16 protein-coding genes are annotated in these 15,073 nt (G+C 56.9%); 10 read left to right on the top strand and 6 right to left on the bottom strand.

Features of this window, described 5'->3' with window-relative positions:
• Positions 1–3 precede the first annotated feature (3 nt).
• Positions 4–2,163 (top strand): selenide, water dikinase SelD, encoded by a 2,160-nt coding sequence (selD, locus tag AC2TDA_RS21245; RefSeq protein WP_480880967.1) that lies wholly within the window; start codon positions 4–6, stop codon positions 2,161–2,163.
• Here selD and mnmH read toward each other — a convergent pair.
• Together mnmH and AC2TDA_RS21235 are read right to left on the bottom strand one after the other, a co-directional pair.
• On the bottom strand, positions 2,154–3,206 hold the full coding sequence (gene mnmH / locus AC2TDA_RS21240; RefSeq protein ID WP_480880969.1) for a tRNA 2-selenouridine(34) synthase MnmH: 1,053 nt from the start codon (positions 3,204–3,206) through the stop codon (positions 2,154–2,156). The genes selD and mnmH overlap by 10 nt on opposite strands.
• Before the next feature lie 47 nt (positions 3,207–3,253).
• On the bottom strand, positions 3,254–3,922 hold the full coding sequence (locus AC2TDA_RS21235; protein ID WP_480846317.1) for an SOS response-associated peptidase: 669 nt from the start codon (positions 3,920–3,922) through the stop codon (positions 3,254–3,256).
• 55 nt (positions 3,923–3,977) lie between these two features.
• Here AC2TDA_RS21235 and AC2TDA_RS21230 point away from each other — a divergent pair, with 55 nt between their 5' ends.
• Positions 3,978–5,630: a tetratricopeptide repeat-containing sulfotransferase family protein gene (locus AC2TDA_RS21230; RefSeq protein WP_480846319.1), complete on the top strand. Its 1,653-nt coding sequence runs from the start codon at positions 3,978–3,980 to the stop codon at positions 5,628–5,630.
• A gap of 59 nt (positions 5,631–5,689) precedes the next feature.
• Here AC2TDA_RS21230 and AC2TDA_RS21225 read toward each other — a convergent pair whose 3' ends face one another.
• A complete protein-coding gene (locus AC2TDA_RS21225; protein ID WP_480880971.1) occupies positions 5,690–7,267 on the bottom strand; it encodes a bifunctional metallophosphatase/5'-nucleotidase in 1,578 nt (525 codons plus the stop codon).
• A 107-nt stretch (positions 7,268–7,374) separates the two neighbouring features.
• On the opposite strand from AC2TDA_RS21225, the gene AC2TDA_RS21220 reads away from it, so the two are divergent.
• From AC2TDA_RS21220 to arsC, 4 genes are read left to right on the top strand one after another with little or no spacing between them, the layout of a single operon-like run.
• Positions 7,375–7,713 (top strand): DUF952 domain-containing protein, encoded by a 339-nt coding sequence (locus AC2TDA_RS21220; protein WP_480880972.1) that lies wholly within the window; start codon positions 7,375–7,377, stop codon positions 7,711–7,713.
• Positions 7,710–8,141 carry a DUF1330 domain-containing protein gene (locus AC2TDA_RS21215; protein ID WP_480880974.1) on the top strand — a complete coding sequence of 144 codons (432 nt, stop codon included), beginning with the start codon at positions 7,710–7,712 and terminating at the stop codon, positions 8,139–8,141. The genes AC2TDA_RS21220 and AC2TDA_RS21215 overlap by 4 nt, the downstream gene beginning before the upstream one ends.
• On the top strand, positions 8,138–9,196 hold the full coding sequence (locus AC2TDA_RS21210; protein WP_480880976.1) for a quinone-dependent dihydroorotate dehydrogenase: 1,059 nt from the start codon (positions 8,138–8,140) through the stop codon (positions 9,194–9,196). Before AC2TDA_RS21215 ends, AC2TDA_RS21210 begins: the two co-directional genes overlap by 4 nt.
• Positions 9,193–9,534: an arsenate reductase (glutaredoxin) gene (arsC, locus tag AC2TDA_RS21205; RefSeq protein ID WP_480880978.1), complete on the top strand. Its 342-nt coding sequence runs from the start codon at positions 9,193–9,195 to the stop codon at positions 9,532–9,534. Before AC2TDA_RS21210 ends, arsC begins: the two co-directional genes overlap by 4 nt.
• On the opposite strand, the gene AC2TDA_RS21200 is transcribed toward arsC, so the two are convergent.
• The 3 genes from AC2TDA_RS21200 to AC2TDA_RS21190 are packed head-to-tail and all read right to left on the bottom strand — an operon-like array spanning position 9,531 to position 11,788.
• Positions 9,531–10,847, bottom strand: coding sequence for an MATE family efflux transporter (locus AC2TDA_RS21200; protein WP_480880979.1), 1,317 nt, complete (start codon positions 10,845–10,847; stop codon positions 9,531–9,533). The genes arsC and AC2TDA_RS21200 overlap by 4 nt on opposite strands.
• Before the next feature lie 2 nt (positions 10,848–10,849).
• A complete protein-coding gene (locus AC2TDA_RS21195) occupies positions 10,850–11,368 on the bottom strand; it encodes a PaaI family thioesterase (protein ID WP_480880981.1) in 519 nt (172 codons plus the stop codon).
• A complete protein-coding gene (locus AC2TDA_RS21190; protein WP_480880982.1) occupies positions 11,369–11,788 on the bottom strand; it encodes a PaaI family thioesterase in 420 nt (139 codons plus the stop codon).
• Between the two features lie 116 nt (positions 11,789–11,904).
• Between AC2TDA_RS21190 and AC2TDA_RS21185 the strand changes: the two genes are divergently transcribed.
• From AC2TDA_RS21185 to AC2TDA_RS21170, 4 genes are all read left to right on the top strand, one after another.
• Entirely contained in the window at positions 11,905–12,273 is a 369-nt protein-coding gene (locus AC2TDA_RS21185; protein WP_480846331.1) for a MerR family transcriptional regulator, read from the top strand.
• A 247-nt stretch (positions 12,274–12,520) separates the two neighbouring features.
• Complete coding sequence (locus AC2TDA_RS21180) at positions 12,521–12,922, top strand: MerR family transcriptional regulator (RefSeq protein WP_480846332.1); 402 nt, start codon at positions 12,521–12,523, stop codon at positions 12,920–12,922.
• A gap of 42 nt (positions 12,923–12,964) precedes the next feature.
• Complete coding sequence (locus AC2TDA_RS21175) at positions 12,965–14,746, top strand: acyl-CoA dehydrogenase C-terminal domain-containing protein (RefSeq protein WP_480880983.1); 1,782 nt, start codon at positions 12,965–12,967, stop codon at positions 14,744–14,746.
• A gap of 54 nt (positions 14,747–14,800) precedes the next feature.
• A complete protein-coding gene (locus AC2TDA_RS21170) occupies positions 14,801–15,013 on the top strand; it encodes a hypothetical protein (protein ID WP_005981899.1) in 213 nt (70 codons plus the stop codon).
• The last annotated feature ends 60 nt before the right edge of the window (positions 15,014–15,073 follow it).

The raw sequence follows: 15,073 nt of genomic DNA, 5'->3' as shown, positions 1-15,073 counted from the left end.
ATTATGCATACACCTCCGCTGCCCCTGACCCGCGATCTGGTTCTGATCGGCGGCGGTCATACTCACGCCCTCCTATTGCGGAAATGGGGGATGAATCCCTTGCCCGGCGCGCGTGTGACTGTGATCAACCCCGGCCCTACAGCGCCCTATTCCGGAATGCTGCCAGGATTTGTCGCGGGGCACTACGAACGTTCGGACCTTGATATTGATCTGGTCCGGTTGGCACGGTTTGCCGGTGCGCGCGTTGTACTTGGTCCGGTGGCCGGGATCGACACCGGGGAACGCGTGGTCCAAGTACCGGGGCACCCGCCAGTGGCGTTCGATGTTGCTTCGGTCAATATCGGGATCACGTCTGACATGCCTGCCCTGCCGGGTTTCTCGGAACACGCGATTCCCGCCAAGCCCCTTGGACCCTTCGCGGCCCGATGGGCGACATATTTGAACGGAAGCGGTCCGGCTGCTGTTGCGGTAATAGGTGGTGGGGTCGCCGGTGTCGAACTGGTCATGGCCATGGCTCATGCTTTGCGCGCCAGAAACCGAGCAGCGCAGGTTACGTTGATCGACAATGCATCAGCCCTGACAGCCACCGGCCCAAAAGCGGCGGCCTCTATAAGGCGGGCCATGGATGCCCTGGGCATCGATGTAATCGAAAACGTGGGGATCACGCAGATCACGTCGGATCATTTAGAGCTGGATGATGGCCGCTGTGTTGCAGCAAAGTTTGTCACGGGCGCCGCTGGCGCACGCGCCTATGACTGGATCGCAAAAACCGGGTTGGACCTGCAAGACGGCTACATCCGGGTCAATGGGTTTCTGCAATCCAGCGATCCGGCGATCTTTGCAGCCGGGGATTGCGCGCATCTAACAAAGAACCCGCGCCCCAAAGCAGGTGTCTATGCGGTGCGAGAAGCACCAGTACTGTTCAACAACCTCCGCGCCGCCCTGGGTGCAGGAAGCTTGCGGCGTTACAAACCCCAGAAGGATTACCTGAAACTGATCTCACTGGGTGAAAAGTCCGCACTGGCCGAACGGTTGGGAACTTCTTTCAGCGGCCCCTTGATGTGGAAATGGAAGGACCACATTGATCAGAAGTTCATGAACAAATTTCGACAATTGCCGCAGATGAAAACGCCACCTGCCCCGCGTCTGCACGCCGCCGGGCTGATCGAGGCGTTGGGTGACAAACCCATGTGTGGCGGATGCGGGGCCAAGATCGGGCGCGAGGCACTCCGTACTGCATTGCAGGCGCTTCCGCCCCCGGTCCGGACGGATGTCACCCCCCTGCCCGGAGATGATGCCGCACTGCTGCGGACGGGTGAGGTAAGGCAGGTTATGACCTCGGACCATTTGCGCAGCTTCATGCACGATCCAGTGCTTATGACACACATCGCCGCTGTTCATGCACTGGGGGATATTTGGGCAATGGGCGCCGCTCCGCAGGCTGCAACTGCCACAGTCATCTTGCCTCGAATGTCGGCGGACTTACAGCATCGAACTATGTCTGGGATCATGGCGACGGCAAACATGGTCATGCGTGAAGCAGGAGCGGAAATCGTCGGCGGCCACAGTTCGATGGGCGACGAGATGACCATCGGCTTTACCCTGACCGGCCTGTGCCACTGTGATCCGATTACCCTGACTGGCGGCCAACCGGGCGACACGCTAATCCTGACCAAGCCTTTGGGCAGCGGTGTATTAATGGCCGCGGAAATGGCAGGCCAAGCCGAAGGCGCATGGATAGTGGATGCTTTCCGTCACATGGTCCAACCTCAAGCCGAGGCCGCCCATATTCTGGCCAAAGCCCATGCGATGACCGACGTGACCGGGTTTGGACTGGCGGGTCACCTGAATGGCATGTGCGAAGCCTCAGGGTGCGGTGCCAAACTCGATCTTGATGCCGTACCGATAATGACTGGCGCGCAGGTGCTTAATGACCGTGGATACAGGTCCACAATTTTCACCGCCAACCGTTCAATCACGCCGGAACTGCCAATCGGCGGTAAAGCCGATTTGTTGTTTGATCCGCAAACCGCTGGGGGATTGCTGGCCGCCGTACCTGCCAATCAAGCGGCAAAGCTGTGTTCCGGCCTCCAAAACGCTGGCTATCCGGCCGCCATCATCGGGAGCCTTACAGACTCGCCTGGGCTGCGTCTTCAGAATTGATCCAGAACCTGTCCGATCTGATCAGCTACTTCTGACAGTCCGGGGGCGTCCAGGGTCGTGGCCTCGATTTTCGCCAGCACATCCGCGTTCTGTGTCCTGCGCGATTTGGTATAGGCCGGATCGTAATGGTCCTGCATCAACGCCTGCGTCAAACTTTGTTTATCCCCGGCATCGATCAGAGCCAGCCAGCCGTCTACCACGTCATGGCCACGGTGGAACCGGAGCGGCGACAAGCGGTCACGGAGCCGCTCGGCATCTGACAGGATGTCGTCGTAGGCCTCCACCAAGTAACGTGCGCGGACCTCAATCGGTGCGCAAATCCGGATCCTAGGTGCCGCACGTAATGCGGCCCAAACGCTCGGTGGTAGATTCAGATTTCCGATCTTGGAGGATTCGGCCTCGACGATTACCGGGCAGGTCGGCTCCAATTGGCACAGGGCAGCGGCCAGCGCTGACTCGAACGCTTTCTGACTGGGCTGCCCGCCCGGCATTTCCCCCAACAGCGAACCACGATGGTTGGCCAGCGCCTCAAGGTCCAGAACCTGAACGCCGCGCTGGTGCAAAAGGGCCAGCAATTCGGTCTTGGCTGTGCCTGTATACCCATCAACTGCAATCAAACGGTGCGGCAATGGATCGTCATACATGTATCGGTTCACGAGACGGCGGTAAGTCCGGTATCCACCCTCAACCACGTCGGCTCGCCAACCGATCTGATGCAACATCCAAGTGAATGAGCCAGAACGCTGACCGCCACGCCAGCAGTATACCAAGGGACGCCAGTCGCCCTCGTGGTGGCTTAGGCTGTTTTCGATGTGGTTGGCAGCGTTGCGAAACACTAGTGCAGCCCCCAGCTTGCGCGCCAGAAACGGGCTTTCCTGAACGTATATGGTGCCGACCCGCGCACGTTCTTCATTGTCCAGCACAGGCAGATTGATCGCGCCCGGCAAGTGATCCTCGGCATATTCCGCCGGGCTACGCACGTCGATCACTGTGTCGAATGAATGCGCGTAAAGCTCAGGCAAGTTGGAGAATTTCAGAACCATACCCGTGATCTAATCTGCATAGAAGTGAATGGAAAGCCGGTTGGGGCTCAGTCTGGCGATACTGGATCAATCAACTCTGGTCCGCTGGCCCGATTGGAATTCACATCCCGCCCGACACGGTGAAACGTCAGTACATCGTCGGGGCCGGGCCGCATCAAGCGCGCCGCCCCTTTGCCTGCCTCTCCCAGCCACAATGGCCAGTCCTCTGGTTCGAGTATCAGCGGCATGCGGTGATGGATCGTTCGGAGATGGGAATTGGCAGGCGTGGTCACGATTGCGCATGTACCCTGCCGCGCGGTTTCCGGCCCCCAGTCCTGCCATACCCCTGCAAACGCAATCGAGGCTCCGTCGCGTCTGTGGATGTACCACGGCAGCCGCTGTTCATCCTCGGTCTTGGTCCATTCGTAAAACCCGGTCGCCGCTATCAGACATCGACGTTCGCGGCACGCTGCCCGAAAGGCGGGTTTTTCCGCAAGCGTTTCTGCACGCGCATTGATAAGAAGTGGTCCGGCATTTTCCGCCTTGTACCAGTGCGGTAGGAACCCCCAGCGCAGAGAATCCAGCTTGCGCCCATTTTGATCCGAACGGACAACGTGGACCTGATTGGTCGGACAAACATTGTAATTCGGCACGTCAGGCAACGCATTGGCTGGGCGGGCGGCAAACAGCTGCGCCATCGCGTCATTCGGAAGAGTTATTGCAAACCGTCCGCACATCGGTAATGAACTTTCGACAATTGTTTCACACAGGCACAGGGTTCCACGCGGTCATATGGCACAACAAACAGCGACTTCCCTCAAGAGCAAAGCCCTCGGCGATCTGGATGCAGGCAAACTACCGCAGGCGCTGAAGAAAGCCCAGTTGGGTGTCAAAAAGTTCCCCAAGGATTCGGATTACCACGCCATCGCTGGTTTCGTCCTGACAGAGATGAAACGCTACAAACAGTCCATTCCGCATTTCGTCGAAGCCGCACGTATGAAACCGGATGATCCGCAATTTGTGGAAAACCTGGCCAACGCCCTGATGCAGACTGCCCAGATTCCACGTGCGCTGGCTTATGCCGAACAAAAACTGGAACAGTTTCCGGACAATAAGGAACTGGTCCGCGTCATCGACGAAATTCAGCTGAAAGGGCATAACTGGCGCATGATCATTGATTATGCGACGCAAAAGCTGGAGAGCGACCCAGACAACGCCAAGTTGCTGTCATCACGCAGCCGCGCCTATGCATCTATCGGGTTTGTCGAACGCAGTTCCAAGGACATTTCGCGCGCTTATGAACTGGAACCAGAAAGTACTGGTATCGCATTCAGAAAAGCGATTGATTTGCATCAGTCGGGTGACAAGAAGGGAAGTGCCGATATTCTTCAGAGCATTCTGGAAAGGGAACCTCTTCATCCTGCCACATTGTTGCAAATGTCCGACATGGCGCCTTCTGATAAGTTGGATGACCTAATGGATGCCATTGATGAGGCAATTTCCAAAAGTGACCATGTCAACTCTGTTCTGGAATTTGCCAAGGCGCAGCTGATCTCCAAGCGCGATGGCCTAGAGGCCGCAATGCCACTATTCAACATTGCCAATACATCGCAGCATGAAACAAACCCCTATGACTTTGGAGCGGAAGAGAGGAACCTTCAGAAGGTCTGCGACCTGTTCCCGGACGGTTCGTCAGCTGTTACATCCGGTCTATCCGAAGAGCCGTCGCCAGTTTTCGTAATTGGCCAACCTCGCTCAGGCACCACTTTGATGGAAATGATGCTGAGTTCAGCGCCTAATATCGCAGGGTGCGGTGAATTGAAGATTGGCGCAGATCTGTCGCACCACTTTGTCGAAGAAGAGAAGACATTCGACGCAGCTGCTGCCAAGGAATTCGCGCGGGAATTCAGAGAGCTTATGCCGCCGATCCCTGAAAGCTCAACGGCATTTGTCGACAAAATGCCCCACAACTACCAAAGGGTTGGATTCCTATTGACGGCATTCCCGAATGCCAAAGTGATCAACATGATGCGCGATCCGCGCGATGTCGGTTTGTCGAAATGGATCAGGCGGTTCCCGGCTCCGGGTTTGCGCTACGCGTCGAACCTGGAGGCGATCGCGCATTCTGCCAATATGTACCGTAAATACATGGCGCATTGGGATCGGGTGTTTGGCGACCGTATTCTGACTGTCCCCTACGAAGAACTGGTCGCAGACCCTGATACATACAGCCGTAAGGTTGCCGAATTCTGTGGAATTGCGTGGCACGAGCGGATGCTGCGTCCGGAAGAAAACACCAAGCAGGTTCTAACAGCGAGCATCGATCAGGTGCGCAACAAAATCTCCACCAAATCCATCGGTGGATGGCGCAAAGTTGCAGATCAAATCCAACCGATGCTGAACGGTTTCGACGCAGAACTCTGGCCGGAATACGATTTCAGCTGACAACCAAAACGAAAAAAGGCCGCCTTGGAAAGGCGGCCTATGCTATTGTGTCCAAGCTATTATTTCTGCTTGATCCGCCCATCCAGGTAAGGCTGGTAAGGCGCATTTTCTGCCAGATACTCCGCTGTTACATCCGCCAGATCGGGACCGAAGTCATAGGCGTTCTTGTCGTCGCCCGAGAACATCTTGTAGCCGTCCCCGCCATTGCGAACGTAATTGTTGGTCACAACCAGGTATGTGGCGGCTGGGTCAATAGGCTCGAACCCATCGCCGCTGGCCACCATTATCTCGCTGACGCGGCCTTCGTTCGGTGCTACCGAAGGATCCCAGACAAAGGTCATGCCTGCGACCTGCGGGAACCGGCCTTTGACTTCTTCGACCTGACTGACACCATTTTCCAGCGCTTCAATGACGCCTTGACCGCTGATCTCGAAGGTTGAAAGTGTGTTCTGGAATGGCAGAACCGTTAGAACTTCCCCCATAGTCACGTCGCCCGGGTCAATCGAAGCACGCAAGCCACCCGAGTTGGCAATGGCAATCTGAACGCCCTGATCGGCAACACGTGCCAGCATGGCGTCTGCTACCAGATTGCCCATCTGGCATTCCTGAATCCGGCAAATCGCACGGTCGCCTTCAATCGAGTCCGCCGCGCTGGCAACCACTTTGTTGCGGATTTCCTCGAGTGGCTGCGCCAGCTCAGCGATACGGTCCAGCGCTCCTTGGTCCTCGGCCACGGAATTGTCCATGATCAGAGGTTCACCTGATGCCTCAACGACATTGCCGTCATCATCAAAAGTTACGTTCAGTTCGCCGAGGAACTTACCATAGGCATAGGCTTGCACGATTTGCACGCCGTTGACGACCGTGGGATACGGGCCCGCAGCCTTGTCCGACTCGTTCGACAGATAGGTATTGGAATGGCCACCGACGATCACGTCTACTCCGGTCGTCTCTTGCGCAACGCGCTGGTCGACGCCATAGCCAGAGTGGCTGAGTACGACGATCTTGTTCACGCCCTCACCGGTCAGCTTATCCACTTCGGCCTGGACTGCTGGAGCCGGGTCCGAGAAAGTGATGTTTGGACCGGGCGACGCCAGATCATGGGTGTCTTCGGGTGTCAGACCGATCAGGCCAATCTTTTCACCGCCTACTTCAATCACTGTGGATTTCTTGATCTTGTCAGTCAGCAGCTCTTCGTCGGTGATGTCGGCGTTCGACATCAGCACCGGAAAATCAACCGAGTCGATAAAGCCGCGCAGAACTTCCGGACCGTCGTCGAATTCGTGGTTGCCCACGGTCATCGCGTCATAGCCCAGCTTGTTCATGAACTCTGCCGCAACCTTGCCCTTATAGTAGGTATAGAACAGCGACCCCTGGAACTGATCCCCGCCATCCACCAGTATCGAGTTTTCAGCCCGACCGCGTGCCTCTTCCACCGCGGTCACCAGACGAGCCGAGCCACCAAAACACTTGCCCTCGGCGTTATCTTCATCGCCACAGCCACTGTCGTATTTGTTGATCGGCTCAAAGCGGGAATGAAAATCATTGGTGTGCAGTATGGTCAGCTTGTATTCAGCGGCGGCCATGCCCGCAGTCAGGCCCAAGACGGCAACAGACGTCAGAAAACGGGTAAACATATGAGACTCCCTATTATTGATTGAGCAGATCGTGCGCCGAGGACAGCAAAGAGTCAAAGGGGGAAATCCGGCTTGATTCTACCCGCAGCGCGAGGCATCACGACCCCATGTTGATCTATAAGATTTTCCGGGCCGACGAATGGGCCACCCTGCAGGCCGAAGGTGCTACCGACGGCGCGCCAATTGATGTTTCAGACGGCTATGTCCATTTCTCGACTGCAGAACAGGCCGCTGAAACCGCAGCCAAACATTTCTCCGGGGTTGAAGGACTAACCCTTCTGGCTTGTGACGCGAATGCAATGGGTGACGATTTGAAATGGGAAGTGTCACGTGGCGGCGCGTTGTTTCCGCATCTCTATCGCCAACTACGGATGTCGGATGTGATCTGGTCACGCGCCCTTCCCTTTGATGGCGCCGCACATAAGTTCCCGAAGGAGATGGAATGACTGCTTTCGTCGATCCGGAACGGTCCCAATTCGAAGCATTCAAAGCACTGGACCGGGACCATCCGATCGAGATGCTGAACCTTGTCCGGTTTCGCGAATTCGCCGTGTACCCTGAAGGCCACGAGCTGGCTGACGTAAGGCTGAGCGGTGCCGAAGCCTATCACCGCTATGGGGCCGAAACGTCTCCGATAATCTCCCGCTTGGGCGCATCGATCCTATGGCGCGGAACGTATCAGACCATGCTGATCGGGCCTGAAAACGAAGAGTGGGATGAAGTCTTTATTGCACGCTACCCCACCGCCCACGCTTTTCTAAAGATGGTGACTGACGCCGATTACCAAAAGGCAGTTGTTCACAGGCAGGCTGCGGTTCAAACCTCACGGCTGATCCGCTGCTCCCCCGAAACAAGTGGAACCACATTCGGATGAAACTAACTGAGAAACTGGGGCTTGCTGCCCTTCACAAACTGGACCCGGAAGCTGCCCACGGGCTTTCGATCAAAGCGTTGAAAGCTGGGCTTGCGCCCACACCCGGGCCGGTGACGTCTTCGCGGCTAAGAACTAATGTTGCCGGGCTTGACCTACCCAACCCCGTGGGATTGGCTGCCGGGTTTGACAAGAATGGCGAAGTTCTTGGTCCTCTGTCGCGCGCCGGGTTTGGATTTATCGAGGTTGGCGCTGTCACCCCGCGCCCGCAACCGGGAAACCCTAAACCACGCCTGTTCCGTCTGTCCGAAGACAAGGCCGCCATCAACCGGTTCGGTTTTAACAATGAAGGGATGGAGGTTATGGCCTCGCGTCTGGCCAATCGCCCTAAAGACGCGGTGATCGGTCTGAACCTTGGTGCAAACAAGGACAGCGACGACCGGCCCGGGGATTTCGCCAAAGTGCTGGCCCATTGCGCTCAGTATCTGGATTTCGCCACGGTCAACGTCTCGTCTCCCAACACCGAAAGGCTGCGCGATCTGCAAGGCAAAGACGCGCTTGGCGCGCTGCTAGCCGGAGTAATCGAAACGCGCAACGGTTTGCCTCGCCCATTGCCGGTTTTCCTGAAAATTGCACCGGACCTAACCGAATCCGAGCTTCAGGATATAGCCGAAGTCGCCCGTGAAAGCGGTGTGGACGCTGTGATCGCTACAAACACAACCCTGTCACGGGATGGGTTGCAAAGCGTTCACAAGGATCAGGCAGGTGGCCTGTCAGGGGCGCCTCTGTTCGAAAAGTCCACGCGCGTTCTCGCGCAGCTCAGCCAAGTGATGGGCGATGACGTACCCCTGATTGGTGTAGGCGGGATCAGCACCGCCAAGCAGGCCTATGCCAAAATCTGCGCCGGGGCCTCGGCCGTTCAGTTCTACACTGCCATGGTTTATGGCGGTATATCTTTGGCCGCCGAGATTGCCGAAGGTCTGGACCAGTTGCTGGCCCGTGACGGCTTCGACACGGTCGCGCAGGCTGTGGGCAGCAAACGTGAGGAATGGTTATGATCGAATACTGGCACAATCCCCGCTGCTCCAAATCCCGGGCGGGGCTTGCGTTGCTAAAGGAAAAAGGTGCGCAGGTGAACGTGCGCAAATACCTTGAAGACGCGCCGTCTGCTGATGAGCTGCGTGCTGCGCTGGCGCTTTTGGACCGCTCGGCCATCGAAATGATGCGCACCGGAGAAAAGCGGTTCAAAGAGCTGGGCCTGACCAAAACGACAAGCGAAGAAGACCTGATAAGCGCCATGTCTGAAAACCCGATCCTGATCGAGCGTCCTTTGGCTATTTCCGGAAATAAGGCTGCGATAGGTCGCCCGCCCGAGACATTGCTGGATCTTCTCTAGGCGACCTGCGCTTCGAGCCGAGGATAGCGCCAGCCCATGGTCACGCCGCGCGTAATGTTCAGAACCATCAGCGCGGCCCAAAGCCCGTGATTGCCGAATGTCGGCACCAGAATGAACAGCGCGACCACATAAATCGCAACCGACTGGATCATGGCGTTGCGCATGGCCCGGGTCCAGGTCGCGCCGATGTAAATCCCGTCGAACATCCAGCTGGCCACACCAATCGCTGGCGCAATTGCAGCCCAGAACAGGTACTCGCGCCCTGCCGCGCGGACCTCGGGCGATGTCGACATCACATCGATCAGCGCAGGTCCGGTCAGAAAGAACACGAGGCCCAGCGCGAAGGCTCCGCCAACGCCCCATTGCGAGGCCATTATTGACGCTCGACGCACTTTATGGCGGTCCCGGGCGCCAACTGCTCCGCCCACCAGCGCCTCGGCCGAAAACGCGAACCCATCCAGTGCGAAAGCAGTAATCTCAAGAAACTGTAGCAACACCTGATTGGCCGCAAGATTCACATCTCCCAGATCCGAACCTACGAACAGAAAAGTGGTGAAAGCACCGGTCAGCAGGACCGAACGCACCATGATGTCCCCATTGACCTGCATCATCCGACGCAACCGAGCGGCGTCGAAAATGCGTGGCCAGTCTTTCCACTGGTTTCCAGAAAACGCCTCTCGACACAGCCAAAGTCCCAGTGCCAACCCGGTCCATTCAGCGATCAGCGTCGCGATGGCAACGCCTTCGACGCCCCAACCAAGCCCCAGGACGAACCATAAATCCAACAGGATGTTCAGGCCGTTCATCCAAACCTGCAGGACAAATACGCCACGCGTCTTTTCAATCGCAATCAACCATCCGGTTACGGCATAAAGCGCAATCGTTGCCGGGGCGCCCCAAATGCGGATCTCCAGATAATCCCGCGTCAGCGCCTCGACCTCAGGGCTGGCTGGAGACAGCGCAAAGGCCCCCCAGAACAAACCGACCTGTGTGAGCACAAACACCATCCCGGCTGCAGTCCCCAACAGCAGGCCACGCATCAACAGTGCACCGGTTTCTGCAGTATCCCCTGCCCCGCGCGCCTGAGCCGCGAGCCCGGTTGTACCCATACGCAAAAAGCCGAAGATCCAGTAGATCGCCGACAGGATCACCGCCCCCATGCCAACGGCGCCAATTGGAGCCGCCTGCCCCAGCTGGCCGACCACGCCGGTATCCACCGCGCCGAGGATGGGCACTGTCGCGTTGGACAACACGATCGGCAGCGCAATTTTCAGAACGCGCCGATGCGTTATTGGCGCTGCCGAGCCCTGCACGGTTACTCTTTAATCGCCGGGGCTTGCGGCAACAGGAAATGACCGGTCCCCTGCGCGAATAGTTTCGCGTGATTATCCTGCCAGGCTTCGACCCGGACTGAAGCATAACGTCGGCCCGACCGATTGATAAACGCACGCGCATAAGCATCGCGCGGCAAGCCTGATCGTAGGTAGTCGACAGTAAAGTCAATTGTCTTGGGAAACCGAATATTCACATCAGTCAAAATGTCGTCGGCCCCGATTTCTCCACTTTCGATGCGCGGGAACATGTTCTCCCAGCTCAACGTGATTACGGCTGTCACCTCAAGAAACGCGGCTGTAACACCGCCGTGCAGTGCGGGCAGGAACGGATTACCTATCAGTTTTTCATCGAAATTAAGAACACCGGTCAGCTCATCCCCGCGACGGTCAAAGCTGATGTTCAGGAACCGGATATATGGCACACCTTTGACCAGCGCCGTCAGCGCCGCGTCACGGCGTTGTTTGACCACCTGCATGGGTTCAGGACGAGGACGCGCCATTTATACGCCCTCCACCGTGAATGCGCCGGAGGCCGTGGCCACCGGACGACCTGAATCCTCGTCAGTGGCCGTCGCCCGTACGAAAGCGACATTGCGAGTAATGTGATAGCAGGTGGCGCTGGTATGTATGCTCTGCCCCGGCGTTGCCGCCCGCATGTAGTCGATCCGCAGATCAATTGTGGCCGTACCTCCCGGCGCCGATGGATGGCTCATCACTGCCGCTCCGCAACACGTATCCAACATGGTCGAAACAGCCCCCCCATGTATCACCCCCGTTCTGGGATCACCGATCAGTTGTTCGTTGTAGGGCATGGAAAGTTCCGCCTCGCCCTCTCCGATGTAGGTCAGCTCAAGCCCCAGCGCCTTCGCATGCGGAATCGCTTCGATGAATTGCCGCGCCAGTACTGTCTTGTCGACCATGGGGTGGATCCTGTCCTCTTGCCTGCCCCTTTATGAGACTGCTTCTGCGTAAAGGGCAAGCCCACCTGTTGCGCTTGCCGCACCGACGCCCTAGGTTGCTGCCGAGGAGATCAGGAATGTCCGGCAACCGTTTGTCATTCAAAGAGATGTGCGCCGAGTTCGATGTAACCCCGCGCACGCTGCGTTACTACGAATATATCGAATTGCTGCAGCCCGACCGCGAAGGTCGGTCTCGGTTTTATGGCCCGCGGGAATGCGCGCGCATGAAACTGATCCTTCGAGGCCGGAAATTCGGATTCCAGCTGGAAGAGATTCGTCAGTGGCTTTTGATCTATGAAGATCAGGGCAATCAGGCGCAGATGGCTGCCTTTATCGAAATGGCCGACCGACAGATGGAGGAGTTGCGCCAGCAGCGCCAGCAATTGGACGAGGCGATGGACGCACTGCAGCAATTGCGAAACCAAACAATGGACCTGCTTGAATAGACTTCCCCGAGGGGCCAACCAAGGCCGCGTCTGCCCTATTTCTCAGGAATTATGTTATCGGGATTAGTCGCTCCGACCCTTTACGTAGGGTAAGAAAATTGCGTTTTACGCGACTTACGCGTTCGGATGTTACGTCAACCAATTTGTGACGCAGCGTCCGCATTACGTAAACGTCAATTGTATGTTGTAAAACGCTCATCGACTGCGCAACTCAATCAGTATGACGCAAGTGATGAGAGTTTGAACCATGACCGAAGATCTGATGACCATCCGCGAAATGTGCGAGTCCTATGACGTCACGCCGCGCACCTTGCGGTTTTACGAGGCCAAGGAGCTTTTGTTTCCGATCCGTGAGGGGCAAAAACGCCTGTTCACCAAACGGGACCGTGCACGCCTGAAACTGATCCTGCGCGGCAAGCGGTTTGGTTTCAGCCTCGAAGAAATCCGCCAGCTTCTGGATCTTTACCACGTGGGGGACCAGCAACTAACCCAGATGTCCCGCACCTTTGAGATCGCGTGCGAGCGTTTGGCAGATATGGAGGCCCGTCGCGAGGAACTGACACAGGCGATTGACGATCTGAAAGAGCAGTTGCGCTGGGGCGAAAAGGTCATTGCCTCGATGAAACAGGAAAAGAAGGCGGCCGAGTAAGATCGCACGCCCGTCCGGACATATGAAAAAAGGGAGATTCACATGCCCGTCTATAACGCGCCGACCAAAGATATGCAGTTCATTCTGCACGATGTACTGAAAGTCTCGGAATCGGATATTCCAGGGTACAGCGAGCTTGAAACCGAATTCACAGGCGCGGTTCTGGAAGAAGCGGGCAAGGTTGCCACCAACGTCCTGCATCCACTGAACGTGGTTGGAGACACCGAAGGCTGCCGTTTGGAAAACGGCGTGGTCTATACCCCCACCGGTTTCAAAGATGCTTTCGAGCAGATGAAAGAAGGCGGCTGGACCGGTCTGGATATGCCCGAAGAATATGGCGGTCAGAACATGCCCTACGTTCTGGGCACTGCCGTGGGCGAGATGTTCTCGGCTTCCAATCAGGCATTCACCATGTATCAGGGCCTGACCCATGGCGCGGCCTCGGCCATTCTGGCGCATGGAACCGACGAGCAGAAAAATACCTATCTTCCCAACATGGTCAGCTGCGAATGGACCGGCACCATGAACCTGACCGAGCCGCATTGCGGTACGGATCTGGGATTGATGCGCACCAAGGCGGAACCGCAAGGCAATGGCGGCTACAAGATTTCCGGTCAGAAGATCTTTATTTCGTCCGGAGATCACGACATGGCCGACAACATCATCCATCTGGTGCTGGCCAAAATCCCCGGTGGCCCTGAAGGCATCAAGGGTGTCTCGCTGTTCATCGTGCCCAAGTTCATCGTCAACGAAGACGGCTCGCTGGGTGAACGCAACGGCGTCTCGGTCGGAAAGATCGAAGAGAAGATGGGCATCCACGGCAATTCGACATGCGTCATGAACTATGACGAAGCCACCGGCTGGCTGCTGGGAGAAGAGCACAAGGGCATGCGCGCCATGTTCACCATGATGAACGAAGCGCGTCTGGGTGTCGGCATGCAGGGTCTGGCTCAAGCCGAAGCTGCATTTCAAAACGCATTGGAATACGCCAAGGACCGACTGCAGGGTCGTGATGTGACTGGAGTGAAGAACCCGGATGGCCCCGCCGACCCGCTGATCGTGCACCCGGATATCCGCCGCAACCTGATGGACCAGAAAAGCTTCACCGAAGGCGCACGCGCGTTCATCCTGTGGGGCGCATCGATGATCGACAAGGCGCACCGTTCGGGTGACAAGGATGCGGATGGTCTCATCTCGCTGCTGACCCCGGTCATCAAGGGTTTCCTGACGGACGAAGGCTATGACATGACCGTTCAGGCGCAGCAGGTTTATGGCGGTCACGGATACATCGAAGAATGGGGTATGTCTCAATATACCCGCGATGCCCGTATCGCGATGATCTACGAAGGTGCAAACGGCGTTCAGGCGCTGGATCTGGTGGGGCGCAAACTGGCGCAGGACGGCGGTAAGCACGTTATGGCGTTCTTCGAGATGGTCAAATCCTTCTGCAAAGAGAATGGCGGGCAGAACGAAGCCTATGACAAGGCCTTCATCGAACCATTGAAAACCGCATCCAAGGATCTGCAGGCTGCTGGAATGTACTTCATGCAGGAAGGCATGAAGAACCCCAACAACGCGCTGTCCGGGTCTTATGACTTCATGCACATGTTCGGCCATGTCTGCCTGGGCCTGATGTGGGCACAGATGGCCAAGGCTGCACAGGAAGCACTGGACGGCGGGGCATCGGACAAAGACTTCTATGAAACCAAGATCAATACTGGCCGCTTCTACATGGCGCGCCGTCTGCCTGCCACGGGCATGCATCTGGCGCGCATTCAAACCGGCGCGGACACAGTAATGGTACTGGACGCGGCGAATTTCTGAACTCACTCTGGTTCCGGGCTACATCGCCCGGAACCAGTTCACCGGAGGACCTAAATGCCAAAGCGCTTTCGCCTGACACGCCGCTTTCCCGTCGCGATGACCGAAGACGGGTATCGAAAACTCAAGGGTTTCGCGCGCGAGGCTGGCTTGGATGAAGGCGAAGCACTGTCCTTTCTGTTCGAAAATTTCAACAGCGTCATAGATGAGGAGAACCTGACCCACCGGCTACGCATCTTCAATTCCGAACTTGAGGCGCGAAAGCGCTAACCAATACTGCCATTCCTGAATTGGGACGGCGTGTTTTCAGCAAGACGAACCCCACAATGA

Source organism: Ruegeria sp. HKCCD6426 (assembly GCF_057221115.1).
The sequence above is the reverse complement of the archived record's forward strand: the minus strand, read 5'-3'. Positions and strand labels throughout refer to the sequence as shown.